At 70.1% G+C, this 24,262-nt stretch carries 22 protein-coding genes; 8 read left to right on the forward strand and 14 right to left on the reverse strand.

Annotation, left to right across the window (positions count from 1 at the left end):
- Window positions 1–33: 33 nt before the first annotated feature.
- Both LRG10_RS08710 and LRG10_RS08715 read left to right on the forward strand, forming a co-directional pair.
- The gene (locus LRG10_RS08710) at window positions 34–507 is read left to right on the forward strand and encodes an RDD family protein (protein WP_201168948.1); all 474 of its coding nucleotides are present in this window, start codon (window positions 34–36) and stop codon (window positions 505–507) included.
- 286 nt (window positions 508–793) lie between these two features.
- Window positions 794–1,963, forward strand: coding sequence for a GNAT family N-acetyltransferase (locus LRG10_RS08715; protein WP_238635157.1), 1,170 nt, complete (start codon window positions 794–796; stop codon window positions 1,961–1,963).
- Between the two features lie 381 nt (window positions 1,964–2,344).
- Here LRG10_RS08715 and lptG read toward each other — a convergent pair whose 3' ends face one another.
- Together lptG and lptF are read right to left on the reverse strand one after the other, a co-directional pair.
- The gene (gene lptG / locus LRG10_RS08720; protein ID WP_238635158.1) at window positions 2,345–3,397 is read right to left on the reverse strand and encodes an LPS export ABC transporter permease LptG; all 1,053 of its coding nucleotides are present in this window, start codon (window positions 3,395–3,397) and stop codon (window positions 2,345–2,347) included.
- Window positions 3,397–4,497 (reverse strand): LPS export ABC transporter permease LptF, encoded by a 1,101-nt coding sequence (gene lptF, locus LRG10_RS08725; RefSeq protein WP_238635159.1) that lies wholly within the window; start codon window positions 4,495–4,497, stop codon window positions 3,397–3,399. The genes lptG and lptF overlap by 1 nt, the downstream gene beginning before the upstream one ends.
- Before the next feature lie 138 nt (window positions 4,498–4,635).
- Between lptF and LRG10_RS08730 the strand changes: the two genes are divergently transcribed.
- The 4 genes from LRG10_RS08730 to LRG10_RS08745 are packed head-to-tail and all read left to right on the forward strand — an operon-like array spanning window position 4,636 to window position 9,831.
- Complete coding sequence (locus tag LRG10_RS08730) at window positions 4,636–6,135, forward strand: leucyl aminopeptidase (RefSeq protein ID WP_201243092.1); 1,500 nt, start codon at window positions 4,636–4,638, stop codon at window positions 6,133–6,135.
- Window positions 6,132–6,563 (forward strand): DNA polymerase III subunit chi, encoded by a 432-nt coding sequence (locus LRG10_RS08735; RefSeq protein ID WP_201168955.1) that lies wholly within the window; start codon window positions 6,132–6,134, stop codon window positions 6,561–6,563. The genes LRG10_RS08730 and LRG10_RS08735 overlap by 4 nt, the downstream gene beginning before the upstream one ends.
- Entirely contained in the window at window positions 6,560–7,063 is a 504-nt protein-coding gene (locus LRG10_RS08740; protein WP_238633789.1) for a hypothetical protein, read from the forward strand. Before LRG10_RS08735 ends, LRG10_RS08740 begins: the two co-directional genes overlap by 4 nt.
- Window positions 7,064–7,077: 14 nt before the next feature.
- The gene (locus tag LRG10_RS08745) at window positions 7,078–9,831 is read left to right on the forward strand and encodes a valine--tRNA ligase (protein WP_238635160.1); all 2,754 of its coding nucleotides are present in this window, start codon (window positions 7,078–7,080) and stop codon (window positions 9,829–9,831) included.
- Here the strand turns inward: LRG10_RS08745 and rimI are convergent.
- The 8 genes from rimI to ilvN all read right to left on the reverse strand — a co-directional run bounded on the left by rimI (window position 9,828) and on the right by ilvN (window position 16,221).
- A complete protein-coding gene (rimI, locus tag LRG10_RS08750; protein ID WP_238635161.1) occupies window positions 9,828–10,292 on the reverse strand; it encodes a ribosomal protein S18-alanine N-acetyltransferase in 465 nt (154 codons plus the stop codon). The two genes, LRG10_RS08745 and rimI, sit on opposite strands and share 4 nt — an antisense overlap.
- Before the next feature lie 37 nt (window positions 10,293–10,329).
- The gene (locus tag LRG10_RS08755) at window positions 10,330–10,620 is read right to left on the reverse strand and encodes a hypothetical protein (RefSeq protein ID WP_238635162.1); all 291 of its coding nucleotides are present in this window, start codon (window positions 10,618–10,620) and stop codon (window positions 10,330–10,332) included.
- Between the two features lie 66 nt (window positions 10,621–10,686).
- Window positions 10,687–11,568: a uracil-DNA glycosylase gene (locus tag LRG10_RS08760; RefSeq protein ID WP_238635163.1), complete on the reverse strand. Its 882-nt coding sequence runs from the start codon at window positions 11,566–11,568 to the stop codon at window positions 10,687–10,689.
- Between the two features lie 3 nt (window positions 11,569–11,571).
- Window positions 11,572–13,122 (reverse strand): 2-isopropylmalate synthase, encoded by a 1,551-nt coding sequence (locus LRG10_RS08765; RefSeq protein ID WP_201168970.1) that lies wholly within the window; start codon window positions 13,120–13,122, stop codon window positions 11,572–11,574.
- A 274-nt stretch (window positions 13,123–13,396) separates the two neighbouring features.
- Entirely contained in the window at window positions 13,397–14,146 is a 750-nt protein-coding gene (gene pssA, locus LRG10_RS08770; RefSeq protein WP_201243064.1) for a CDP-diacylglycerol--serine O-phosphatidyltransferase, read from the reverse strand.
- The gene (locus LRG10_RS08775) at window positions 14,139–14,588 is read right to left on the reverse strand and encodes a rhodanese-like domain-containing protein (RefSeq protein WP_238633779.1); all 450 of its coding nucleotides are present in this window, start codon (window positions 14,586–14,588) and stop codon (window positions 14,139–14,141) included. The genes pssA and LRG10_RS08775 overlap by 8 nt, the downstream gene beginning before the upstream one ends.
- 61 nt (window positions 14,589–14,649) lie before the next feature.
- A complete protein-coding gene (gene ilvC / locus LRG10_RS08780) occupies window positions 14,650–15,660 on the reverse strand; it encodes a ketol-acid reductoisomerase (protein ID WP_201168975.1) in 1,011 nt (336 codons plus the stop codon).
- 66 nt (window positions 15,661–15,726) lie between these two features.
- The gene (ilvN, locus tag LRG10_RS08785) at window positions 15,727–16,221 is read right to left on the reverse strand and encodes an acetolactate synthase small subunit (protein ID WP_011813499.1); all 495 of its coding nucleotides are present in this window, start codon (window positions 16,219–16,221) and stop codon (window positions 15,727–15,729) included.
- Window positions 16,222–16,435: 214 nt separating this feature from the next.
- Between ilvN and LRG10_RS08790 the strand changes: the two genes are divergently transcribed.
- Complete coding sequence (locus LRG10_RS08790; protein ID WP_238635164.1) at window positions 16,436–16,906, forward strand: hypothetical protein; 471 nt, start codon at window positions 16,436–16,438, stop codon at window positions 16,904–16,906.
- Window positions 16,907–16,965: 59 nt separating this feature from the next.
- Here LRG10_RS08790 and LRG10_RS08795 read toward each other — a convergent pair whose 3' ends face one another.
- The 4 genes from LRG10_RS08795 to LRG10_RS08810 all read right to left on the reverse strand — a co-directional run bounded on the left by LRG10_RS08795 (window position 16,966) and on the right by LRG10_RS08810 (window position 21,917).
- Window positions 16,966–19,869, reverse strand: a complete 2,904-nt coding sequence (locus tag LRG10_RS08795) for a hypothetical protein (RefSeq protein WP_238635165.1) — start codon at window positions 19,867–19,869, stop codon at window positions 16,966–16,968.
- 12 nt (window positions 19,870–19,881) lie between these two features.
- Complete coding sequence (locus LRG10_RS08800; RefSeq protein ID WP_238635166.1) at window positions 19,882–20,736, reverse strand: hypothetical protein; 855 nt, start codon at window positions 20,734–20,736, stop codon at window positions 19,882–19,884.
- 79 nt (window positions 20,737–20,815) lie between these two features.
- Window positions 20,816–21,388, reverse strand: a complete 573-nt coding sequence (locus LRG10_RS08805; protein WP_238635167.1) for a hypothetical protein — start codon at window positions 21,386–21,388, stop codon at window positions 20,816–20,818.
- 82 nt (window positions 21,389–21,470) lie between these two features.
- Window positions 21,471–21,917, reverse strand: coding sequence for a hypothetical protein (locus tag LRG10_RS08810; protein WP_238635168.1), 447 nt, complete (start codon window positions 21,915–21,917; stop codon window positions 21,471–21,473).
- 355 nt (window positions 21,918–22,272) lie between these two features.
- Here LRG10_RS08810 and LRG10_RS08815 point away from each other — a divergent pair, with 355 nt between their 5' ends.
- Window positions 22,273–24,213, forward strand: a complete 1,941-nt coding sequence (locus LRG10_RS08815) for an EAL domain-containing protein (RefSeq protein ID WP_238635169.1) — start codon at window positions 22,273–22,275, stop codon at window positions 24,211–24,213.
- The last annotated feature ends 49 nt before the right edge of the window (window positions 24,214–24,262 follow it).

Here is a 24,262-nt window from a genome sequence, read left to right on the forward strand (position 1 = left end):
CGGGTCCGCGCGCCTGCTGCCGGGAATCCCGACGTGAGCAAGACCGCCCTTGACGCCCCCAGCCGAGTCCTACGCGGCGGCCGTGTCTTCTCCGCCTTCGGCCTGCGAATCGGGGCACTCCTCTACGACCTGCTGCTCGTCGTCTCGATCATCTTCCTCGGCAGTGCGGTCTTCCTGCCGGTTTCGGGGGGTGAGGCGCCGGCGCCGGGCACTTGGCTGTCGGTCGCCTATCAGGTCTATCTGCTGGCGCTGGTCTATCTCTTCTTCGTGCTCTTCTGGACCCGTGGCGGCCGGACGCTGGGAATGCTGGCGTGGCGGCTGCGGGTGGTGAACGCCGAGGGGGTGCCGCCGACGCTGGGTCAGGCGAGCGCGCGTTTTGTGGCCGCGGGGCTGTCCTGGGCGCTGCTGGGTCTGGGCTTCGTTTGGGCGCTGTTCGATGCGGAGCATCGGGCGTTGCACGATCGTCTGGCGGGGACTTGGCTGATTCGCGAGCCCCACGAGGGGTGAGGCGGGCCGAGGGCTGACGGTGCCCGCGCGTTCGGTGCCCGCGCCTTGGGGCGGCCGGGGTTTGGGGCGCCGCTGTGCGCGCCGCTTCGCGGTCCCCTGCGCGCCCAGAAAGGCGCCCCGAACCCCGGCCGCCCCAAGGCGCTTCGGCTGTCGTGCCACCTCGCATGCGGAAGGCCGGGAATCCCCCAGCGCGGGTGCGCCGATCATGCGGCTTCGAACGCCCATCATGGCCGAGAGTTACGTTGACCACCCAGACAGACGGGCGGACCCCGGGCCGATCGGGAGGATGAGGGAACAACGGGTGATCGCCATCGAGCGCCTTGCGAGCATCGAGCAGGTCCCGGCGGCTGAGTGGGATGCCTGCGCCGGGGAACAGGACCCGTTCACGAGCTACGGCTACTTGGCCGCCCTGGAGCGCAGCGGTTCGGCCACCACCGCCACCGGGTGGCAGCCCTGCCATCTGTTGGCCCGCGGCCCCGGCGGGACCGCACAAGGCGTTTGTCCGGCTTACATCAAAGACCACTCCTTCGGCGAGTTCATCTTCGATTGGGGGTGGGCCGACGCCTTCGAGCGCGCCGGCGGCCGTTACTATCCCAAGCTCCAGGTTGCTGTTCCCTTCACCCCGGTCACCGGGCCGCGTCTGGCCGTTCACCCCGATGCCGCGGAACCGGAAGCCATCCGCCGTGCCCTGGCCGGTGAGCTGACACAGATCTGCGCCGAACTCGGCCTCTCCTCGGTGCATATCACCTTCCCGCGGCGCGAGGAGTGGGAGGTTCTCGGCGGGTTCGGCTGGCTCCAGCGGACTGCCCACCAGTACCACTGGCACAACGCGGGCTACCGGGACTTCGAGGATTTCCTCGCCCACCTCAGCCAACGTCGGCGCAAGGAGATCCGCCGCGAGCGCCGCGCCTTGGCGGCGAGCGGGGTGGAGATCCACGCGCTGAGCGGCGACGAGGTCGGTGCCGAGCATCTGGACGCCTTTGACCGGCTCTATCAGCAAACTTGCTGGCAAAAGCTTGGCCCGGGGTACCTGACACGCCGCTTCTTCGACGAGCTGGCCGCACGGCTCGGTGACCGCACCCTCTGGGTCATGGCGCGCCTAGACGGGGCATGGATCGCCGGTGCGCTGCACCTTTTCGGCACCGAGGCGCTCTACGGGCGCAACTGGGGCTGCCGGCTGGACGTCCGCGAGCGGGTCCCGTACCTGCACTTCGAACTCTGTTACTACCAGGCCATCGAGCGGGCCATCGCGGCCGGCCTGCCGCGGGTCGAGGCGGGCGTCCAGGGCGAGCATAAGCTCCAGCGGGGTTACGCCCCGGTACCGACCTACGCCGCCCACTGGATCGCCCACCCCGGGCTGCGCGACGCAGTGGCCGACTTCCTCACCCGCGAACGCGAGCAGGTCGCCGAGGCGATCGAGATCCTCGATGGCCACACCCCCTACCGGGAGCGATAGGGGAAGCGTCGCCGACAGCCGAAGCGCCTTGGGGCGGCCGGGGTTCGGGGCGCCTTTCTGGGCGCGCCGAGCAGCGCAGCCCGAGCGGGGAAAAGCGCCGACGCCGCGCGTCGGCGCTTTTAGCGAGGTTTTGTCCGAGCGAAGCGTCAGCGGAGCGAGTTAAGCGAGCGACCCGCTCGGGCGAGCCGCGCAGGGGACCGCGAAGCGGCGCGCACAGCGGCGCCCCGAACCCCGGCCGCTCCAAGGCGGGGGCACCGATCGGGCGGGCGCCAAGCGCGGGCGCCGTCAGCCGACCCGCGCAGCGGCGCTCACAGCGGCGCCCCGGACCCCGGCCGCTCCAAGGCGGGGGCACCAAGCGCGCGGGCACCAAACGGCCGCCCGCTAACGAACCCGCAGCGTCCCCCACAGCCCCAGCGCCGCAAAGGCCAACACCGGCAACAGCGCCGACAGCGACGGCGGCACCCCATAAACCACCCCCGCCTGCCCCAGCGCCCGATTGAGCAAGAAGAACGCCACCCCCACCAGCACACCAATGACAATCCGCTGCCCCGCCCCCGACGAACGTACCGCCGTGAACACCAGCGGAATGGTCACCAGCAACATCGCCAACGTCGCCAGCGGCGTCGCCACCTTCTCCCAAAGCGCCAACCGATACGGCCCGCTGTCGAGTTCATTGGCCTCCAGATAGCGGATGTACGTCCACAGCTCCGGCACCGGCAGCGTCGAGGGATCCGCCACCACCACCGCCAGCACCTCCGGGCTCAGTGCCCCCTCCCACGACCACTGCGCCAGCTCCCGGCGCTCCAGCTGATGCTCGCCGTAGACCGTCTTGACCACGTCCTCGAGCCGCCACTGTCCGTCGTGGTAGTGGGCGCCCTCGGCATCGATCCGCTCGGTCAGACGCCCCTCGACGAAGCGGAAGAGCGTCACCGACTCCAGGTGGGACGCCGAGCGCGGCCGCTCGGCGCGCAGGAAATCCCGCCCATCCCGGGCCCACAGCGCCCCGTCCGGTCCGGTGCGCAGCTCGTCGGCCTCGGACAGCCCGCGCACCGCCGCGGCCTGCCGCTCGGCCGGCGGCACCACCAACTCGCCCACCGCCGTCGCCAACAGGGCCAGGATCACCCCACCAACCAGCACCGCACCGGCGATCTGCACCACCGAGACCCCGGCGGCGCGCATGGCAGTCAGCTCCTGCCGGGCGGCCAGGGCACCCAGACCCATCAGGGCGCCGATGAGCGTTGCGAAGGGGAAGGCCTCGTAGGCCAGCGCCGGCGCCTCGAGCAGGGCCTTGAGCAGCATGGTGGGGGTATCCAGGTCGTCGTCGGCGACCCCGTCGACCATGCTGAAGACAAAATCCAGAGCGAGGATGGCGGCCAGGGCAACCAAGGACGCCGCGATAACCGTCCGCGCCAGGTAACCGGTGAGGATACGCATCAGCCACGCCCCCGGGCCGCCGACCGCAGCCAACCCGGCCCAGCGCCGAAGCGCCGGCGGGTCCAGAGCACCACGGCCACCCCAGCCAGGACGTGGACCCACCACAGCCCCAGGGGGGCCGGCACGATACCCGCCTCCAACCACTCGCGTCCGCTGCTCAGCAGCTGGAAATAGGCGACGAAGACCAGCACCGCGCTGAGCAGCTTGCCGTAGCGGCCATCGCGGGGCTCGGCCTTAGCCAGCGGCACCGCCAGCAGGCTCAGCACCACCACCATCACCGGCATGGAAAGCCGCCACTCGATCTCGGCCCGGTCCTGCAACCCGCCGGCGGCCCACAGCTCACCCATCGGCGTGCCCTCGCGGTCGCGGCTCACCTCCCGCGGCGTGCGGGTGTCGATCAACAGCCCGTGGCGATCGAAAGCCGTCACCCGCCAGTCCAGCTGCCCCGGATGACCGTCGTAACGGTACCCGTCCTCAAAGACGAAGAAACGCTGCCCCGTCTCCGGGTCGATCAGCTGCCGGCCCCGGTCAGCGCGGATGACGGTCTCCAGCTCGCCATCGCGGGCGTGGGCGAAGACCTCGCGCAGCACGCCGTCGCCCTCGGTACGGCTGGCGTAGACCGTGCCGGCGTCACCGCCGCCGATGAACCGGCCGGCCTGCAACGCACCGAGGTCCGCGGTGCGTGCCGCCTGTTCGGCGTAGACATCAGCGGTGTGCGAGGCCCACGGTGCCGCCACGGTGGACAGCCCCCCCACGGCCAGCGCCACCGGCACGGCCAACAGGAGCAGGCCGCGCATCTGCCGCCCGGGGCCCACGCCGCAGGCGGCGAGCACGGGCAGCTCGCTGTCGCGGTAGAGCCGGCCCAGCGCCAGGACGATGCCGAGGAACAGCGCCGCCGGGATCACCACACCCAGATAGCGCAGGATCTGCAGGCCCATGAGCACGGCCACCGCCTCGCCGGGCAGATCCCCACCGGCGGCATCGGCCAGGTAGTCGATGAGCTGGTTCGCCGACAGGACCGCGAAGAGTACGGCGAGCACGGCCAGCGCCGCCCAGGCCGCCTCACGGACCAGATAGCGATCGATGATGGTCAGACCCAAGGGTGACGGCCCCATCCCGGCGTGCGCTGCAAAAAAGCTACACGATTCCGTAGACTGTGCGTCTGCGCAAGGCAACCGACGCAGCGCGGCCGAGCATAACCGAGCCAGCGCGCGGTGACGAGGGCACGGGAGACTTCCATGGAGCTCAGGACCAAAAGCGGCGATCCGGCACGGCAACGCACGGCGTGCGTGGTAGTGGGCGTCTACGAGCGCCGACGGATGAGCGAGGCGGCGCGGGCGGTGGATACCGCCAGCGACGGCTACATCAGCCATCTGCTGCGCCGGGGGGATCTCGACGGCGAGGCCGGGCAAACCCTGCTGCTGCCCGACTGCCCCGGGGTGCGCACCGACCGCGTGCTGCTCGTCGGCTGCGGGCGCGAGCGCGACTTCAGCGAGCGCACCTACCGCAAAGCCGTCGCCGCCGCCGCCCGCGCCCTGGAACAGGCCGGCACCGGCGAGGCGACCCTGTTCCTGCCCGAGCTGCCGGTCCGCGGCCGCGACGTGGCCTGGCGCGTGGCCACCGCGGCCGAGCTGCTCGAGACCACGCTGTACCGCTTCGACGCCTACAAGAGCGACCCGCGCCCGCCGCGCCGCCCGCTGCGCCAAGCCACACTGGCCGTGCCGCGCCGCGCCGATCTGCGTCGCGCCCAGCCGGCCCTGACGCTGGGCCAGGCCGCCGGACGCGGCGCCAACTTCACCCGCGACCTGGGCAACACCCCGGCGAACATCTGCACCCCCGGCTATCTGGGCGAGCAGGCCGAGGCGCTGGCCGAGCGCTTTGACAGCGTCCACGCGGAAGTCCTTGGCCCGGCACAGCTCGAAGAGCAGGGCCTGGCGGCCCTGATGGCCGTGGCCCGGGGCGCCGAGACGCCGCCCCGGCTGATCGTGATCCATTACCGCGGCGGCGCCGACGATCAGGCGCCGGTGGCGCTGGTCGGCAAGGGCATCACCTTCGACAGCGGCGGCATCTCCATCAAGCCGTCGGCGAGCATGGACGAGATGAAGTACGACATGTCCGGCGCCGCCGCCGTCTTCGGCGCCGTCCACGCCGCCGCCGAAGCGCAGCTGCCGCTCAATCTGGTGGCCATCATCCCGGCCACCGAGAACATGCCCGACGGCCGCGCCACGCGCCCCGGGGACATCATCGACAGCCTGGACGGCCAGCGCATCGAGGTGCTCAACACCGATGCCGAGGGCCGCCTGGTGCTGGCCGACGGCCTGGCCTACGCCCGGCGCCTGGAGCCGAGCGAGGTGGTCGACGTGGCCACCCTCACCGGCGCGGCCATCGTCGGACTCGGCCACCATCGCCACGCGTTGATGGGCAACGCCCCGGGGCTGGTGCGCGACCTGCTGCAGGCCGGCGAGCGCGCCGCCGACCGCGGCTGGGAACTGCCCCTGGACGAGGAGTACGACGAGCAGCTGCGCTCGCCCTTCGCCGACGTGGCCAACATCGGCGGGCAGCCGGCGGGCACCATCACCGCCGGCTGCTTCCTGCAGCGCTTCGCCCGCGGACTGCGCTGGGCGCACCTGGACATTGCCGGCACGGCCTGGAAAAGCGGTGAGCACAAGGGCGCCACCGGCCGTCCGGTCCCGCTGCTCACTCACTTCCTCGCCGGCCGTGCCGGCTGGACCCTGTGAGCCGGGTCGACTTCTACATCCTCGGCGGTCCCGGTGCGGCGCTGCGCGAGCGCTTCGCCTGCCGGCTCGCCGAGAAGGCGTACGAAAACGGCTACGGCGTGCTGCTGCTCACCGAGGACGACGAACAGAGCGAGCGGCTCGACGCCCTGCTGTGGACCTTCCGCCAGGGCAGCTTCGTCCCCCACGCCACCCTCGCCGCCCGCGACGGCGAACCGGTGGCGGTGGGCCGCGACGAGCACGCCGCCGACGACGCCGTGCTGGTCAACCTCACCGAGCACACCCCGGCCACCTGGCGGGAGCGCCGGCGCGTGGCCGAGGTGGTCGACCAGCGCGAGGCGGTCCTGCGCGCCAGCCGCCAGCGCTACCGCCTCTACAAGGAGGCCGGCTGCGAGCCGCACACCCACCGCATCGAGGAGGGGCGCCGATGAACCCGTCCAACGACGAGCCGCAACCGCCGCTGCTCTACGACGTCGTCGTCCCCGGCGAGCAGGTGCGCGCCAACGACGGCCCGTGGCTGCGTCCCGAGGCCGACGGCGACGCCCCCGGGGAGCAGCCGCAGCCGCCCTTCGCGGAGGCGGCAGCAGCGCCCGCCGCCTCCGAGCCCTCAACGGCGCATGATGCCGCGCAAGCGCCGCCGGCCGGAGCGGCGTCCCCCCTAACCGCGGCGCAGCGCGCCGATATCGAGCGCCACGCCACCCGGGAGCTGGCCCGGCACCTGCGCAGTGAACTCGAGCGCCGCCTGCCCGACGCCCTGCGCGAGGCCGAGGCGCCCATCCGCAAGGCGGTGGACGATGCGCTGATCGACGCCGTGGCGGCCAGCCGCCGCCAGCAGCCGCCGGAGGAGCCGAGCGGCGGCTCCGGGGGCACCACCCCCGGAGCGGACGACTCCGAATATCCGAACACGAACCAACCCGCACCGAATCGCTGAGGATCGAGGCCCCGATGGAGAAGACGTACGACCCGAGCGCAATCGAGTCCCGACTCTACGAGCTCTGGGAGCAGGGCGGACACTTCGCCCCCTCCGGCGAGGGCAGCCCGTACTGCATCATGATCCCGCCGCCGAACGTCACCGGCACCCTGCACATGGGGCACGCCTTCCAGGACACGGTGATGGACGCCCTGGTGCGCTACCACCGCATGGAGGGCCACAACACCCTCTGGCAGCCGGGCACCGACCACGCCGGGATCGCCACGCAGATGGTCGTCGAGCGCCAGCTCGAGGCCGAGGGGCTGAGCCGCCACGACCTGGGCCGCGAACCATTCCTGGAGCGCGTCTGGCAGTGGAAGGCGGAGTCCGGCGGCACCATCCAGAACCAGCTGCGCCGCATGGGCGCCTCCGTGGATTGGAGCCGCGAGCGGTTCACCATGGATGAGGGCCTCTCCGAGGCGGTCACCGAGGTCTTCGTCCGCCTCTACGAGGAGGACCTGCTTTACCGCGGCGAGCGCCTGGTCAACTGGGACCCGGTGCTGCACACCGCCGTCTCGGACCTGGAGGTGGTCTCCGCCGAGGAGCAGGGCCACATCTGGCACATGGTCTACCCCCTCGCCGACGGCAGCGACTCCGTGGTGGTGGCCACCACCCGCCCGGAGACCATGCTCGGCGACACCGCCGTGGCGGTGAATCCGGAGGACGAGCGCTACACCCACTTGATCGGCAAGAGCGTGCGCCTGCCCCTGGTCGGCCGCGAGATCCCGATCATCGGCGACGACTACGTCGACCCGAGCTTCGGCAGCGGCTGCCTGAAGATCACCCCGGCCCACGATTTCAACGACTTCGCCGTCGGCGAGCGCCACGGCCTGGCGCGGATCAACGTCCTGACCGAGGATGCGCGCATCAACGATAACGCCCCGGAGCGCTATCAGGGCCTGGATCGCTACGAGGCGCGCGAGCGGGTGGTCGAGGACCTGCGCGCCGAAGGCCTGCTCCAGCAGGTCGAGGACCATAAGCTGATGGTCCCCCGGGGCGACCGCAGCGGGGCAGTCATCGAGCCGTACCTGACCTGGCAGTGGTTCGTGCGCGCCGAGCCCCTCGCCCGCCCGGCCATCCAGGCCGTCGAAGACGGGCGCATCCGCTTCATCCCCGGCAACTGGGACAAGACCTACTACGAGTGGCTGCGCAACATCGAGGACTGGTGCATCTCGCGGCAGATCTGGTGGGGCCACCGCATCCCGGCCTGGTACGACGAGCAGGGCCGCGTGTACGTCGGCCGCTCCGAGGCCGAGGTCCGCGAGCGCCACGGCCTGGGCGACGCGGTGCTCACCCGCGACGAGGACGTCCTCGACACCTGGTTCTCCTCCGCCCTGTGGCCCTTCTCGACCCTGGGCTGGCCGCAGGAGACCGAGGCACTGCGCACCTTCTATCCGACCTCGGTGCTGGTCACCGGCTTCGACATCATCTTCTTCTGGGTGGCCCGGATGATCATGTTCGGGCTGCACTTCATGGGCGACGTCCCCTTCCGCGAGGTCTACATCCACGGCCTGGTCCGCGATCCGGAAGGGCAGAAGATGTCCAAGTCCAAGGGCAACGTCCTCGACCCGCTGGACATCGTCGACGGCATCGACCTGGAATCGCTGGTGGCCAAGCGCACCGCCGACATGATGCAGCCACAGCTGGCCGAGCGCATCGAGCAGATGACCCGCCGCCACTACCCGGAGGGCATCAAGGCCCACGGCACCGACGCCCTGCGCTTTACCTTCGCCTCGCTGGCGACCACCGGGCGCGACGTCGTCTTCGACCTCGGCCGCGTGGAGGGCTACCGCAACTTCTGCAACAAGCTCTGGAACGCCGCCCGCTACGTGCTGATGAACACCGAGGGTGCCGACTGCGGCAGCGGCGGGCCGGTGGAGCTGGGCGCGGCCGAGCGCTGGATCCGCTCGCGGCTCGATCGCACCGTCGCCGAGGTCCGTCAGGCCTTTGCCGACTACCGCCTGGACCAGGCCGCGCAGGCGATCTACGAGTTCACCTGGGACGAGTACTGCGACTGGTATCTGGAGCTCTCCAAGCCGGCCCTGCGCGAGGGCACCGAGGCCCAGGCCCGCGGCACCCGCCAGACGCTGATCCAGGTCCTCGAGGAGCTGCTGCGCCTGACCCATCCGCTGATGCCCTTCATCACCGAGGCGATCTGGCAGCGCGTCGCCCCGGTGGCCGGCGTCACCGGTGAGACCATCATGCGCCAGCCCTACCCGACCCCGCTGGCCGAGCGGCGCGATGAGACCGCCGAGGCGGAGATCGACTGGGTGCAGCGGGTGATCCTCGGCGTGCGGCGGATCCGCGGCGAGATGGACATCTCACCGAGCCGGCCGGTGCCGGTGCTGCTGCGCCACGCCGGCGAGCGCGACCGGGCCCGCCTGGCCGAGCACGAGGGTTTCGTCACCACCCTGGCCCGGCTCGAGTCGATCCGCATCCTCGAGGCCGACGAGCAGCCGCCGGAGTCGGCCCTCGCCCTGGCCGGCGAGATGGAGGTCCTGGTGCCCATGGCCGGGCTGGTGGACAAGGACGCCGAACTCGCCCGCCTGGCCAAGGAGCGCGCCCGGCTCGAGGGGGAGATCGAGCGCGCCGAGAAGAAACTCGGCAACGAGAGCTTCGTCGCCAAGGCCCCGGCCGAGGTGGTGGACAAGGAGCGGGCGAAGCTCACCGAGGCGCAGCAGGCGCTGGAGAAGGTCGCCGAGCAGGAGCGGCGGGTGGAGGCGCTCTAGAACGGGGGCGTCACCGCCCTGGCCATGATCAGCGCATCCTCACGGCCGGAGGCGGCCGGATAGTAGTCCGGCCGCCGGCCCACCTCATGGAAGCCGTGGCGCTCGTAGAGGGCGATCGCCGCGGTGTTGGAGGGTCGCACCTCCAGGAAGAGGTTCTCGGCCTGCATCACCTCGGCGCGCTCGACGGCCACGCGCAGCAGATGAGCGGCGATGCCCTGGCGCCGCCAGTCGGGGTCGACGCAGATATTGAGGATGCTCCCCTCGCCGCCGGCGCAGCTGACCACCAGGTAGCCGAGGAGCTCGCGCCCGTGCGCTTGGACGAAACAGCCGTAGCCGGCCGCCATGCAGTCGCGGAAGATGCGTCCGCTCCAGGGATAGGCCACCGAGCGCTGCTCGATGGCGAGCACAGTACGAAGATCCTCGTAGGTCATCGGCCGGGGTTTGCCGATTGAATCCGCCATGGCTGTTTCTTGCTTGTTATGGGCAGCCCCGGAAGCACTACTGCATCCGTACGATCGCGAAGATCGCCGCCAGGATCACGGCCGTCTGCCCGGCAAGTAGACCGACCAGCCAACGCAGGACGCTGGCGCGCAGCTGCTCGATCTCCTTTTGCAACCGCAGTTCCGTCTCGCGCAGGTGCGTCTGTGTCGCCAGGTCCTTGACCTCCGGATCCTTGACCTCCGGATAGCGCTCCTCCATACGCTCGAACGCCTCCGCAATCAGACGCGCGCGCGTTTTATCGTCAGGCGCAGAGGCCAGCTGCGCGTAGAGTTCGACAACGGAAGTCATGCCTTCGACGCTAGCACCAGCGAGATCCGACGGCAACGCGGTAGGCCCTGGGCATCGGCCGCCGCTCTATCCCACCTGCTTGGGCACCGAGTCGTTCTCCACCAGCGCGCGGATCCGCTTGAGATCCTGCCACACCTTGGCCTTCTCACCGGGGGAGCGCAGCAGGTAGGCCGGGTGGTAGGTCACCCAGACCGGGATCGACTGCTCGCCGTAGTGATGGAGCTGCCCGCGCAGCTTGGCCAGCGGTGCTTTCGTTTCCAGCAACTGCTGTGCTGCCACCCGCCCGAGGGCGACGATGGCCTTCGGCTCCAGGAGCTCGAGCTGCCGGCGCAGGTAGGGGGTGCAGGCGGCCACCTCGTCGGGCCGCGGATCGCGATTGCCCGGCGGCCGGCACTTGACGATGTTGCCGATGTAGACCCCGCCGCGGTCGCGGCCGCGATCGATGGCGGCGAGCATGGCATCAAGGAGCTGCCCGGCGCGGCCGACGAAGGGCTCGCCCTGGCGGTCCTCTTCCGCCCCCGGCCCCTCGCCGATGATCACCAGATCCGCCTGCCGATCGCCGACCCCGAAGACCGTCTGCGTGCGCCCCTCGCAGAGCTTGCAGGCCTGACACCCGGCCACCCGCGCCGCCAGGGCGTCCCAGTCGAGACCATCGCAGTCGCCACTCGCGCCGGTCGGCGCCGCGGGGGCAACCGGCTCCGGTGCGGCGGCAGCCTGCCCGCCCGTCTTGTCCTCGGAGGTCGCGGTGGCGGAAGCCTCGGACGTCGCCGGCACCGCGCTCTCTGCGGCACCACGCTCCGGCGGATGGCCGTCGACCGCCGTCCGCGCCGGGCCGTCACCGGCGGCAGTCGACGCCAACGGCGCCTCCGGCTCCAGCACGGCGGCGTCGCGGGGGATGTAGCAGTCCACCCCCAGCCGGCGCAGGTAGCTGAGCCGCCGGGTATCCACGCCCTAGACGTCCGCGGCCTGGGGGTGGCGCCGATCCGGCGAGGCGAGGAGCTTGTTCAGGGCGTTGATGTACGCCTTCGCCGAGGCGATGACGATGTCCACATCGGCGCCCTGGCCGTTGGCCACGCGGCCGCCGCGCTCCAGCCGCACGGTGACCTCACCCTGGGAGTCGGTGCCGGAGGTGATGTTGTTCACCGAGTAGAGCAGCAGCTCGGTGCCCGACTGCACCAGCGAGTCCACCGCCATGAACGCCGCATCCACCGCACCGCTGCCCGGGGCCACGGCCTGGCGCTCCTCGCCGTCGATCAGCAGCGAGACGGTGGCCTCCGGCTGCTCGCCGGTCTCGGAGCAGACGTGCAGCGAGAGCAGCCGGATGCGCTCGTTCTCCAGCGCCGCGCCGGCCTCGGTGACCAGCGCCTGCAGGTCCTCGTCGAAGATCTCGTGCTTCTTGTCGGCCAGCGTCTTGAAGCGCGCGAAGGCCTCGTTGAGCTGCTCCTCGGAGTCGAGGTGGATGTCCAGCTCCTCGAGCCGCGAGCGGAAGGCGTTGCGGCCGGAGTGCTTGCCCAGGACCATGCGGTTGGTGTGCCAGCCGACGTCCTCGGCGCGCATGATCTCGTAGGTCTCGCGGTGCTTGAGCACGCCGTCCTGGTGAATGCCGGACTCGTGGGCGAAGGCGTTGACGCCGACGATGGCCTTGTTCGGCTGCACGTGGAAGCCGGTGATGTTGGCCACCAGCTTCGACGTGGGCACGATCTCGCGCGCGTTGATCCGCGTCGAGCAGGAGAAGACGTCCTGGCGGGTCTTGACCGCCATGACCACCTCCTCGAGCGCGGCGTTGCCGGCGCGCTCGCCCAGACCATTGATGGTGCACTCCACCTGCCGCGCCCCGGCCTGGACCGCGGCCAGGGAATTGGCCACCGCCACGCCCAGGTCGTTGTGGCAGTGCACCGAGAAGACCGCCTTGTCCGAGTTGGGGATGCGCTCGCGCAGGGTGCGGATCAGCCCGCCGAACTGCTCCGGCAGGTTGTAGCCCACCGTATCCGGGATGTTGATCGTCCGCGCGCCGGCGTCGATGGCCGCCTCGATGATCCGGCAGAGGAAATCGTGCTCGGAGCGCCCGGCGTCCTCCGGCGAGAACTCCACGTCGTCGCACAGCTGCCGGGCCAGACTCACCGCGTGCACCGCCGCATCCACCACCTGATCCGGGGTCATGTGCAGCTTGTTCTGCATGTGGATCGGCGAGGTGGCGATGAAGGTGTGGATGCGCCCGGCCTCGGCCTGGGCCAGGGCCTCGCCGGCGGCGTGGATATCGGGATCCCGGGCCCGGGCCAGGGCGCAGACCCGGCTCTCCTTGATGGCCTCGGCCACGGCCCGGACGCTCTCGAAGTCGCCGCTGCTCGCCGCCGGGAAGCCGGCCTCGAGGACGTCGACGCGCATGCGCTCAAGCCCCTTGGCGATGCGCACCTTCTCCTCGCGGGTCATGGAGGCGCCGGGGCTCTGCTCCCCGTCGCGCAGCGTGGTATCGAAGATGTAGAGATGGTCGCTTGCACCCATGGCTGCTCAGCCCTGTGTCGTGGCGGCCTACGCCGCCGAATGGAATACGTTCACGGCGCCGCCGCGGGCGCCCGTGCAGAAACGGTCGTGGGGAAGGATTCGAGCCGGCCGTCAGGCCGGCAGTCGATCCCCGCCGCGCAGGCGGGCGTTGCTAAGCAGCCGCACGCCGCCGGCGCCGCTGCAGCGAAGCCAGCGGACGTGGGGCGCGGGATTGGCCGGGCAGGTATTCATGATGACTTCGAATATATCGCCGCAGCGCCGCCCGGGCAAGCGTTCAGGCGCGCCGGTGGCGACGCCGGCGGCGCAGCCGCAGCACGGTCAGCACCGGGCCGGAGAACATGTAGATCAAAAAGCCCAGACAGATCGCCGTCGGCGGGTGCACCGCCACCAGCGCCATGGCCAGCACCAGCCCCACCACCGAGGTGAACCGCACCCGGTAGCGGAAGTCGAGCTCCTTGAAACTCTCGTAACGGACGTTGCTGACCATCAGCACCGCCCCAAGCACCACCACCACCCCCACCGGGATGGCGGCCTCAAGCCCGGTCAGCCCGATACGGTCGCCGAACCAAACCAGACCGACCACCGCCCCGGCAGCTGCCGGACTGGGCAGCCCCTGGAAGTGGCGCTTGTCGTCCACCCCGCTCTGGGTGTTGAACCGCGCCAGGCGCAGCGCGGCCCCGGCGACGAAGAGGAAGGCCACCAGCCAGCCAACGTTATCCCAGGGCGTGCCGGCGCCGGTGTTGCCCAGCGCCCACAGGAAGGCCACCGCCGCCGGGGCGAGGCCGAAGCTGACCATATCGGCCAGGGAGTCGTACTGCACCCCGAAGTCGCTCTGCGTCCCGGTCAGCCGCGCCACCCGGCCGTCGAGGCCGTCGAAGACCATGGCCACCAGCACGGCCACCGCGGCGCGACCGAACTCGCCGTCGATGGCGGAGATCACCGCCATGAAGCCGAAGAACAGGCACCCCGTGGTGAACAGGTTCGGCAGCAGGAAGATGCCGCGGCGACGGACCCGCTTATTCATGCCGCGCCCCCGGCGCCGTATCCAGCGGGAGGCCGTCGGCGTTCCAGGCCATCACCCCGCCCTGCAGGTTGAAGACCGGCTCGAAGCCGTGCCGGGTGAGCAGGTGCGCCGCGCCGGCCGAGCGCATGCCGCTATGGCAGTAGACCACCACGGGGCCACCATTCGGGCAGTGGCCGCGCAGCTCCTGCAGACGCCGACGCAGTTGATGCTTGGGGATGTGCACGGCGCCGGGGAGGACGCCGCCGCGGACCTCGGGACCGGTCCGCACATCGAGGAACAGGGTCTCGCCGTCGTTGACCCGGCGCACCGCCTCGGCCACCGGCAGCGGCCGATAGCGACGCGTCAGGCGACGCCAGAGCAGCCGCCCGCCGAGCACCGCCACGGCGGCGATCGCGACGAAACGGACAGGGTCCTGCTCGATCCAGTGAAGCAGCTCGGTCATGGGGCTCCCGGCGCCACCGGCGGGCGGGCCCGACGGGCCCGCCCCACGCGCGGACGCTGGCTCAGTCGCGGTCGACCAGCTTGTTGGCCGCGATCCACGGCATCATGCCGCGCAGACGCTCGCCCACCTCCTCGATGGGGTGCTCGGCGGCCAGCCGGCGGCGGGCGTGCAGGGTCGGCGCGCCGGCCTTGTTCTCCAGCACGTACTCCTTGGCGAAGTCGCCGTTCTGGATCTCCTCGAGGATCTCGCGCATCGCCTCGCGGGACTCCTCGTTGATGACCCGCGGGCCGCGGGTGAAGTCGCCGTACTCGGCGGTGTTGGAGACCGAGTAGCGCATGTTCGCCAGGCCGCCCTCGTAGAGCAGATCCACGATCAGCTTGGTCTCGTGCAGGCACTCGAAGTACGCCATCTCGGGGGCGTAGCCGGCCTCCACCAGCGTCTCGAAGCCGGCCTCGATCAGCGCGGCGATGCCGCCGCAGAGCACGGTCTGCTCACCGAAGAGGTCGGTCTCGGTCTCCTCGCGGAAGGAGGTCTCGATGATCCCGGAGCGGCCGCCGCCGTTGGCCACGGCGTAGGCCAGGGCGATCTCCTTGGCCTGGCCGCTGGCGTCCTGCTCGATGGCGATCAGCGACGGCACGCCTGCGCCGGCGACGTAGGTCGAGCGCACGGTGTGGCCGGGGCCCTTGGGGGCGATCATGATCACATCGTGATCGGCCGCCGGCTGGATCTGGCCGTAGTGGACGTTGAAACCGTGGGCGAAGGCGATCGCCGCGCCGTCCTTGAGGTTCGGCGCCACCTGCTGGTTGTAGATGTCCGGCGCCGCCTCGTCGGGGACGAGCATCATCACCACGTCGGCCCCCTGGGTGGCCTCCTCCACCGAGGCGACCTCCAGACCGGCCTCCTGGGCCTTCGCCGCCGAGCCCGAGCCCGGGCGCAGGCCCACGACCACGTTGACGCCGGACTCCTTGAGGTTGTTGGCGTGCGCATGGCCCTGGGAGCCGTAGCCGATGATCGCCACGCGGCGGCTGGTGATCAGCGAAAGATCGGCGTCCTGATCGTAATAGACCTTCATGTTTCCCCCTGAACGGATTCGCGAGTCCGCCCGCCGCCGGGCGGGCGGGGATGAGACGGGACGGCGCTAGACGCGCAGATGGCGCTCGCCGCGGCTGATGCCGATGACACCGGAGCGGACCACCTCCAGGATGTTGCTCGGGCCGATGGCCTCGATGAAGGCGTCGAGCTTGTCGCTCGTGCCGGTCATCTCGATGGTATAGATCTTCTCGGTGACGTCGAGGATGCGGCCGCGGAAGATGTCCGTCAGGCGCTTGAACTCCTCGCGCTGCTCGGCGACGCCGGCGGTGACCTTGATCAGCATCATCTCGCGCTCGATGTGCTTGCCCTCGGTCATGTCCACGACCTTGATCACATCGAGCAGCTTGTTCAGCTGCTTGATGATCTGCTCGATGATCTGATCGTCGCCGATGGTGACCAGGGTCAGCCGCGAGATGCTCGGGTCATCGGTGGGGGCGACCGTCAGGCACTCGATGTTGTAGCCACGGGCCGTGAACATGCCCGAGATGCGCGACAGCGCGCCGGACTCGTTCTCCACCAGCATCGAGATGATGTGCCGCATGTAGCTCTCCCCCGGGACCGCGTTGTGCGGAGTAAATGCGGGAAAATACTGGCCGGTGGGGCGGAGGTCAAGCAGGGGCCAGCCAACCTCTCCATCGGCCGCCACCGCAACCGCCTCGGACGAGAGCACAGCCTACCATCTCGCCGATACGCGCCCATGACCGCGGTTTGACTCCCCTCGCGCGCGCGAGCTAATTTTTGGGTCGAAAGCCTGCGTGCAGGGAGAGATCATGCGGCACACAGGGAACCTCTGGATCGCCGGCCCGCTGACGTGCCTGATCGGCTTGGTTTCAACCTCAGCTACGGCCCAGACGCCGGGGCAGGATCAGGCCTCTTTTAGCCAAGAAATCTCGGTCAAGGAACCCATCCAGGCCGGGATTGAGGAACCGAACCCCCACATGAAACTCAACGGAGGGGCCCCCATCACCGCCGGGGAGAGCGCCTCCGGAGCGTTCAAGTATCTCGTCAAGGGTTTAGGCCCCATGGAGATCACCTTTGACGAGTCGCTCCGACAAGGTCCCGATGGGGCCGAGGATCATGCAGACCTAAAGGTACCCGGGACGCGGCAGGAGTTCGTCACGGGGGTGCACGTGGATGACGGAGAGGTGACCGCAAAGACCGACGAGGAAGCACCCTCCGGCAGCTATCAGTGGGAGGTCACCGTCACCGCCTCGTACGACTGGTGACACCACCCCTAAACGCCGCTAAAGCACCGCCCAGGTAAGCGCCCCTCCCGGCTAGCAGTTCACTGCGACTCCAGACCGAGCTTCCCGGTCCGCTCCCAGTGGGCGATCTCGTCCAGCGGAGCCTGATCTGCGGGGACGATCACCGAGTCCCCATCGTCTGGATCACCATTGAGCATCCGCACCTCCTCGACCAACGCCGCTAGGTCTTCGTCGGACATTGGGGCCTCCAGCCGCTCCAGCACATGCTCCAAGTGCTCGCGAATGCTGAACCCCTCGTCGAACTCGAAGCGAATCTCTTCCACCGGTGAAGCTGGCTCAGCAGCCTGGACGATCTCGCCATCATCGTGGATGGTCAGGTCGTAACCGCGGGCCAAATCCCCGTCGTCCTCGATGGCGACCCGCTGCGCGGTCGCTGATTGCGGCACGCCAAGGCGCTCCGCCTGCTCTTCGGAGGCCTGGATCCGGTAAGCGCTAGGAGGAAGTTGGTCGAGGATGTAGAGGCCATCAAAGACACTGCGCTCGCTGCGCACGACCTCGCCGCCCTCGGCGTCGACCGCTTCCATCTCGAAACCCGAAACGGCCTCGGGGTCGTGCAGCCCGCGCCGCCGCTGCACCGTACCGTCCACCTCCCCGGTCTCGTGCAAGGCGTACTCCAACGGCAACACCCTGCCGGGGCGCGGCTGGAAGCTCACCCCCTCCTTGGCCGGTCGCACGAATGGGTTCTCGATGGAGCCGACATCGACCTCGACATTGACCGGCTCGTGTGGCTCCAGTCGGGCCACCCAGGCCTCACCGTCCTCGTTACTGGCCCCGCACTGACGGTCGGCACAGACCTCGACATTCTCCACGGGCTCCCCGTCCTGGTGCACGCGGGCCATGACGGCGCCGTGATCGTAGCCGCGCCCGGCCTCCGGATCGGGATACCAGCCGCCATCCGGATGGGGCAGACCGCCGACGTCCACGCCGACCGAGACCTGCCAGCTCCCCTCGGTATCGATCTGGCCCCGCCCCGACAGCCGCCAGTACTCGCGGCTCGTGCGGGAGAGCCCCAGCCGTAGGCGGTGGGGGCGATCGTTGAAGCTCCCGCGCACGCTAGCGCTGCCGCGCCAGTTCGCGTTGAGGTCCTGGCTGTACTCCGCGTTAGCGCTGTCCATCTCCGCCTCGGGGGCGAGGTCGTAGCTGACCCCGAGGCTCAGCCGCCCCTGGCGATGGCGGCCCCAGCGGGTTTGGAGGCTTCCCCGCGCTGCGGGATCCTCGTCATCCGTCCGGCTGACGCGGAGCGAATGCCTCAGGCGCTGCCCACCGATGGTCACGTTTTCGCGGGTGCGCAGCCGCTGCCAGGTGGATTCGCCGTCCGCCGACTCCTGGTGCTCATAGCGCAGCCGCGTGCGCAATGGCCCGAGGGAGCCGGCGGCCTGGAGCTCATGGCCGTGGCGCAGCTCGCCGCTGACGCGGCTGCGGATGGCCTCACCCTCGAGGCCATCCACATGGGTGTACTCGTAGCCGAGATCCAGCGGCCCCAGCCCCCGATCCAGGGACAGCCGCCAGGCGCTGCCATCCTCGCGATCGAAGGCACCGCGCACACGGCCCCAGACGCCCAGGGCGCTGAAAGCGGCGTCCGCACCCACAAGCTCGCGCTCGGCCGGAGCCGCCTGCTCATCGGGCTCCTGGTAGTGGACGTCCGCGCCGACAGTCACGGCCTCGGTCACGCCGACATCCACCCGCCCGGCAGCGCTCCGGACGTGCTCATCGGCTGGGTCCTGCTCGTAGAGGCTCTCGCCCTCCCAGACGGCGTCGAGGCTGTAGTGCACCCTGCCCGGGGGCAGCAGCCCGGGGCCGATCTCGATGGTGCGCATGATGGTCTCCCGCTCACCGTGCGGCCCGTAGAACTCGATGGTGTAGGGGTTGGTGCCCGGCCGGGCGTCGATATCGTCGAACTCGAGGCGGTCCGTATCGACGTCCTGGGCGAAGTCGATCAGGTCACCGTCGCGATAGAGTTCGACATCCCAGCCCTCGGGGACCTCGATCTCGATTGTCTGATCGGTGAAGGTCGTTCGCGCCACGCCCTCCGGACGGTTGGTCGCGGTCACCCCCATCCCGGAGCGACCGCGGCGGACCAGGTCATAGCGCGGCGGATTGACCCGACCTAGCTCGTAGCGCTCCAAAGCCGGGTGGCCAACCTGCTGGCCGAGCGCGCCGTCGAACCGGCGGAGGCCATCCTCGTCATTGGCCAGGAGCCGCCACTCCGACTCGTGCCAGAGCACATCACCGGCCCCTGCAAGATCGCCCCGTGTAGCAGTCTGCTCGTCGTTCAGCCGCTGATCGAGGCTCAGGGACCATGCGGGGCGGGTCAGCGCGCGCCGCGGGAGCGGCTCCCGGGGCAGCCACGCCTCCCCCTCGTCGGCGGGAGCCCCGTCGCGAAGCTCCGCCCAGCGGGACTCGCGCTCCAGCCGGCTGAGCACAGGAAGCTCCTCCTCAGCGCGCATGTGGATCTCGGCATCGCGCGGGCGGTGCTCGAAGTCCACGGGCAGGAACGCCTGGATGGCCTCCTCCCGGAGGTAGAGGTCATCGTGCTCCTGGATCCAGTCCTCGTCCCCGAGGACCAGGGGGTCGCCTCCGACCTTGCCCATGCCGCTGTCGGCGTCGAAGGAGACCGTGCGGTCGGGATCGAGGACCCACCCAGTCACCTCGCCCTCGCGGGGTTGCACGTCCAGCGCCAACTCCAGGTGGCTGGCGATCTGCCCGAGGGGGTAGTAGACCGCTTCCCCCTCCTGGATCAGGTACTCGGTATCGGCGAGCGTGTAGCCCTCTAGGCTGAGGCGGACGATCATGTCGCTCCGCGCTTCCTCGTCCGCCTCCTCGAGGGCATCCAGTGAGAGGGGGCTCGATGCGAGGCCGATCGATGGCTGCAGCGCCAGGGAGAGGCCAACGACACCGGCCAGGAGCGCGGCGCGGGCGGACACCACCCCGACCGGTCACTCGACCGTCACGACCTCTTCCGCGAGGACATGGCCGCCCTCGGGGGCCGGGCTCCCGTCCTCCGCCTCGTCGAAGGCCCGGTAGACCAGCCGCAGCCGGTCACCCGCCCGGATCCCGGCCTCGGCATTGTCGAGCTCGATGATGCGGTGATCCGCCATGGAGGCGGGCACCACGGCGCGGGAGCGCTCCAGGACCGGCTCCGCCTCACCCTCCCGGTAGACGGCCAAGTCGCCGTAGACGCCCCGCTCGCCGTTGCGCTCGAGCACCACCTCGAGGGTATCGTCATCCTCCTCGGCCACGCGGCGGACCTCGCCGAAGGCGGGCTCGGCCTCGGGCTCACCGTAGGTGATCGCCATGGGCACGCTCATGGCGAACAGGGTCTCGATCTCCACCGCCACCTCGTCCTCGCCGAGATCGTCGGCGAAGGCCTGGGCATCCCCGGTCGGCATGGTCCGGACCGCGAGCCGCGCCCGGTACTCGCCCGGCTCCAGGTTATCCGGGAAGCGGGCCATCATGCGCACGGTCTGGCTCTCGCCCGGCTCCAGCGTCATCTGCCGCGGATGGAACCGCACCAGGTCAGCCCCGTAGTAACCACGATCGCTGTTCGGAGGCTCGACCGGCTCCTTCAGCTCTGTGCCGGCGCGGGGTGTCACCTGCTCGTCCAGGACCAAGACGCGATACTCCTGGCGTTCGTCGCTGCGATTGAAGACCTGGACCTGGGTGGCGCGCTGCTGCTCGTCCAGGAAGACGCGTTGCGGGGCGAGCTGCAACGACGCCACCGCATCGCCCACAACCGCCAAGCTGAGCCCCGCAGCTGCCAGCCACGACGTGCCGAATGCGAGCCTGCGCATACGACCGACCTCCTCACACCTGAAAGAAAGGGCGGGGGCTCCGGCGTCCTCGCCTTCCCCCGCAAAGATCCCCGATCAGTTAGAAGTCCGCGTAATCCACGTAGGCGTGGATCGTCGCGCTATAGGTCCCTGCCTGGATGTCCTCCGGGATCGGGGTCTCGGTTGTGGCCTGATCGCCGTTGGCCTCACATTCACAGACAGTGATCGGGTACTCGTAAACACCATCGCCGTTCAGCTCAACGGGACCCTTTGAGAAGTCGAAGGTCGCCGAGAGCATCATCTCGAACGTGTCGGAGCCATTCTCCACCTCCAGGATGGCCCTCTTGTCATCGACCTCATCCAGATCGCCGTCGAGCTTGAGATCGACCCGCTTATTCGGCTCCCCCTGGATCGTGAGCTGCGGCTCATTGTAGCTCTCGGGCAACGGCTCGCCGGTAAAGAGCGGGTCATCCCAGGTCAGGTCCGGCTCCACCGTGACATTGAGCTCGGCAAGCTCCGTCACCTCAAGCGAGAGCTCCATCGACTCCTCGGCACTGGACCCGTCCTGATCCGCCCATGCCGTACCTGCGACGAAGGCGAACACACTGGCCACCGTCCATGCCGCAACAGGCGTGTGAGCCCGGCACGGTGGATACCGCTTCCATCGGCTCATGGCTTACCTCCTCTAGCCTTGATCCAGCGGGCCCCCACGGGGACCCGCGCTTCATCCTTCGGATCCTCGATTAAGGAGGCGCTTAGAAAGCCGTGTAGTCCGCGGTGACCGTCACATCCTCGGAATAGGTATCCGCAGGCGTTTCGTCGCCGAGCTCGGCCGAGAACTGGCCACCGACCTCCACGTCGTCATCACCGAGCGTGACGGTCTCATCGCCGGGCAGGGACACCGTGATCTCCTCCTCGTCGGAGAGGTCGCCCGTGCTGGAGTACTCGACGTTCACCTCAGCGTCGTCCTGACCCCCGACCTTGGCCGAGAAGTCACCCTGGGCGGTCTGGCCCGGCACGTACTGATCATCCAGGTCCGGCTCCGACTGGATCTCGACGTCCACCGGCTCCCACACCTCGACCTCAACGTCGAAGCTGTCACTATCCTCCCAGTTGTCGGCCGCGACGTTCCCGGCACCGATGGCCAGAACGGAACCCGCGGTCAGCGCCAGCGCACCCTTGGTCCAGTCGAACTTCCGCATGACTGCTTCTCCTCTGTTTCCCTGTGCGAATCCTTTGGTCTGCTTCAGCCAAGAAGCGACTTCCGGTGGTCCAGCCCCGGGTCATTTCTCCGGTCGTCGACCCGGGATTGGCTGGCACTTGGGACGCTACCAAAGGCCCCTGACCGTCTCCGTCCAGCTGTTCCGACGAATGGGCGCCCTCGATCGTCCGAACCATCAGACACCCGCGCACTGGCCGATCTGTCCATGGATCTGGACACTCCACCCTTCCATCGCCCGTCGCCCCTCCGGTTAACTAGACGTTTACCGGTGAGGGGCCGCAACGCGGCCCCGGGAGGAGCGCAAGCGCGGGGCCACTTGGACAAGGAGTGCACCGATGAGCACGGAGCTCGAGGTCTTCATCCGCCGCTGTGCCAACGAGCAGGGCCTGTCCCTGGCCGAGGTCGCCCGGCGGGCCGGGATGAGCCGGCAGTCGCTCTACGATTTCTGGTCCCGCGACGGGTATCCGAACCTGGGCACGGTGGCGGAGGTGGCCGAGGTGCTCGGGGTGCACCCGCTGCGGCTGCTGGAGCTGCAGTTCCCTGACCACGGCGACGGCGAGGATCGCTGCCACACCCTGCGCTGGAACCTGGATCGGGCCGGTCTGGCCGCCGCGCTGCTCGAGCACGGCCCACAGCCCGTCGTCGGCCTGGACGCTGAGGGCCGGGTGGCGCTCTGCAATCCGGCCGCCAGCGAACTCCTCCAGCGCCAACCGCAGCGGGTTCTGGGCGAGCCGGCCGAGCGCATCCTGCCCGGCGAGGCGCTGGCGCGGATCCGCACCCAGTGCCCGCTGATGACCGGTGACCCCGCCCCGCCCCACGCCACCCCGCGCGGCGGCGTCCGGCTGAGCACCCGTCGCGGCGAGGACGGCAGCCTGCTGCAGGCCCGGGCGCAGCTGATCGAGGCGCCGCTGCACGAGCGTCCGCTGGTCCTGCTGCTGCTCGACCCCCGGGAACCGGGCCCCGGGGCCACAGCCGAGGGGCCGCCACACCCCGTCGATCGGGAACCGCTTACCGGTCTCCCGGACCGGGACTCCACCGAGGCGCTGCTGCGCTGGACCATGCAGCGCGCCGAGGCCCGGGACACCGAGCTGGCCGTACTGGTAGTCCAGCTCGACGGCTTCGAGCGCACCGAGGCCGGGCTGGGTGCGGAGATCGCCGATCGGGTGGTGCACGGCGTCGCCGAGCGTATGGGCGGGCAGTTGCGCCACGCCGATCTGCTCGGCCACCTGGGACGCGGCCAGTTCGCCGCCATCCTGCCGGAGACCGGCTCGCGCAGCGGCGCCCTGCAGGTCGCGCAGCGCATCGGCCAGGCCCTCGAACAGCCGGTGGAGACCGGCACCTGCACCTGCCGGCTGCAGCCGCGCATCGGCATCGCCCTGTTCCCCGAGCACAGCCGCCACGCCGCCACACTGCTCGAGCAGGCGCGCTCGGCGACCACGCACACCGCTGCGGACCACCAACCCGGGCAGATCGTCGAGCCAGACCTGGGCGATCGCGTCGCCCGGCGCGTGTCCCTGATCCGCGACCTGCGCCGGGCGCTGGATCGGCACACCCTCTGCGTCCATTACCAGCCGGTCTTCGATCTGGCCAGCGGTAAGCTGACCGCCCTAGAGGCCCTGCTGCGCTGGCCCGAGGACCCCACCCCCCAGCCCGGCATCGAGGAGGTCATCGACGCCGCCGAGCAGGCCGGCCTGCTCGGCGATCTGGACCGCTGGGTGGTGGAACAGGTGCTGGCCGACCTCGCCGACTGGCACGCCCAGGGGCGCCGCGTCCCGCGGGTGAGCGTCAATACCGCCGGGCGCACCCTGGGCACCGGCGCGCTGGATCCGGCGGTGCTCAGCAAGCGTCTGGAGCGGCTGGGCCTGCCGGCGCACACCGTGGACATCGAGCTCTCCGAGCGCCAGCTGCTGGAGACCGGCGGCGCCGGCCATGAGGGCCTGGCCCACGCCCGCCGGCACGCCCTGGGGGTGACCATCGACGACTTCGGCACCGGCTACGCGTCGCTCGTCTCCCTGCGCGATCTCCCCGCCGGGCGGCTCAAGGTGGACCAGACGCTGATCCGGCACCTACCCACGGACCCGGACCAACAGGCGCTAGTGACCAGCATCGCCGGGCTCGCCCAGCGCTTCGGTATGGGGCTGGCCGCCGAGGGGGTGGAAACCGGCCAGGAGGCGGAGCTGCTGCAGCAAATGGGGTTCAACGAGGCGCAGGGCTACCACTTCGGCCACCCCGCGCCCGCGGAGGCGATCGCCGGGCGGCTGACCGCGGCGTCCTGACCCGCTGCTCCCTTCGCCCCCGCGCTCCTGCTGCGCTACCCTAGTCCGG

It is taken from the genome of Halorhodospira sp. 9628, assembly GCF_022228075.1.
In the GTDB taxonomy this organism is placed as follows: Bacteria; Pseudomonadota; Gammaproteobacteria; order Nitrococcales; family Halorhodospiraceae; genus Halorhodospira; species Halorhodospira halophila_A.

Coding starts and splice junctions, on each gene's coding strand:
- LRG10_RS08715 (WP_238635157.1), top strand. CDS start 794: ATGAGGGAACAACGGGTGATCGCCATCGAGCGCCTTGCGAGCATCGAG.
- lptG (WP_238635158.1), bottom strand. CDS start 3,397: ATGCGTATCCTCACCGGTTACCTGGCGCGGACGGTTATCGCGGCGTCC.
- LRG10_RS08730 (WP_201243092.1), top strand. CDS start 4,636: ATGGAGCTCAGGACCAAAAGCGGCGATCCGGCACGGCAACGCACGGCG.
- LRG10_RS08740 (WP_238633789.1), top strand. CDS start 6,560: ATGAACCCGTCCAACGACGAGCCGCAACCGCCGCTGCTCTACGACGTC.
- LRG10_RS08745 (WP_238635160.1), top strand. CDS start 7,078: ATGGAGAAGACGTACGACCCGAGCGCAATCGAGTCCCGACTCTACGAG.
- rimI (WP_238635161.1), bottom strand. CDS start 10,292: ATGGCGGATTCAATCGGCAAACCCCGGCCGATGACCTACGAGGATCTT.
- LRG10_RS08755 (WP_238635162.1), bottom strand. CDS start 10,620: ATGACTTCCGTTGTCGAACTCTACGCGCAGCTGGCCTCTGCGCCTGAC.
- LRG10_RS08765 (WP_201168970.1), bottom strand. CDS start 13,122: ATGGGTGCAAGCGACCATCTCTACATCTTCGATACCACGCTGCGCGAC.
- pssA (WP_201243064.1), bottom strand. CDS start 14,146: ATGAATAAGCGGGTCCGTCGCCGCGGCATCTTCCTGCTGCCGAACCTG.
- LRG10_RS08775 (WP_238633779.1), bottom strand. CDS start 14,588: ATGACCGAGCTGCTTCACTGGATCGAGCAGGACCCTGTCCGTTTCGTC.
- ilvC (WP_201168975.1), bottom strand. CDS start 15,660: ATGAAGGTCTATTACGATCAGGACGCCGATCTTTCGCTGATCACCAGC.
- ilvN (WP_011813499.1), bottom strand. CDS start 16,221: ATGCGGCACATCATCTCGATGCTGGTGGAGAACGAGTCCGGCGCGCTG.
- LRG10_RS08800 (WP_238635166.1), bottom strand. CDS start 20,736: ATGCGCAGGCTCGCATTCGGCACGTCGTGGCTGGCAGCTGCGGGGCTC.
- LRG10_RS08805 (WP_238635167.1), bottom strand. CDS start 21,388: ATGAGCCGATGGAAGCGGTATCCACCGTGCCGGGCTCACACGCCTGTT.
- LRG10_RS08810 (WP_238635168.1), bottom strand. CDS start 21,917: ATGCGGAAGTTCGACTGGACCAAGGGTGCGCTGGCGCTGACCGCGGGT.
- LRG10_RS08815 (WP_238635169.1), top strand. CDS start 22,273: ATGAGCACGGAGCTCGAGGTCTTCATCCGCCGCTGTGCCAACGAGCAG.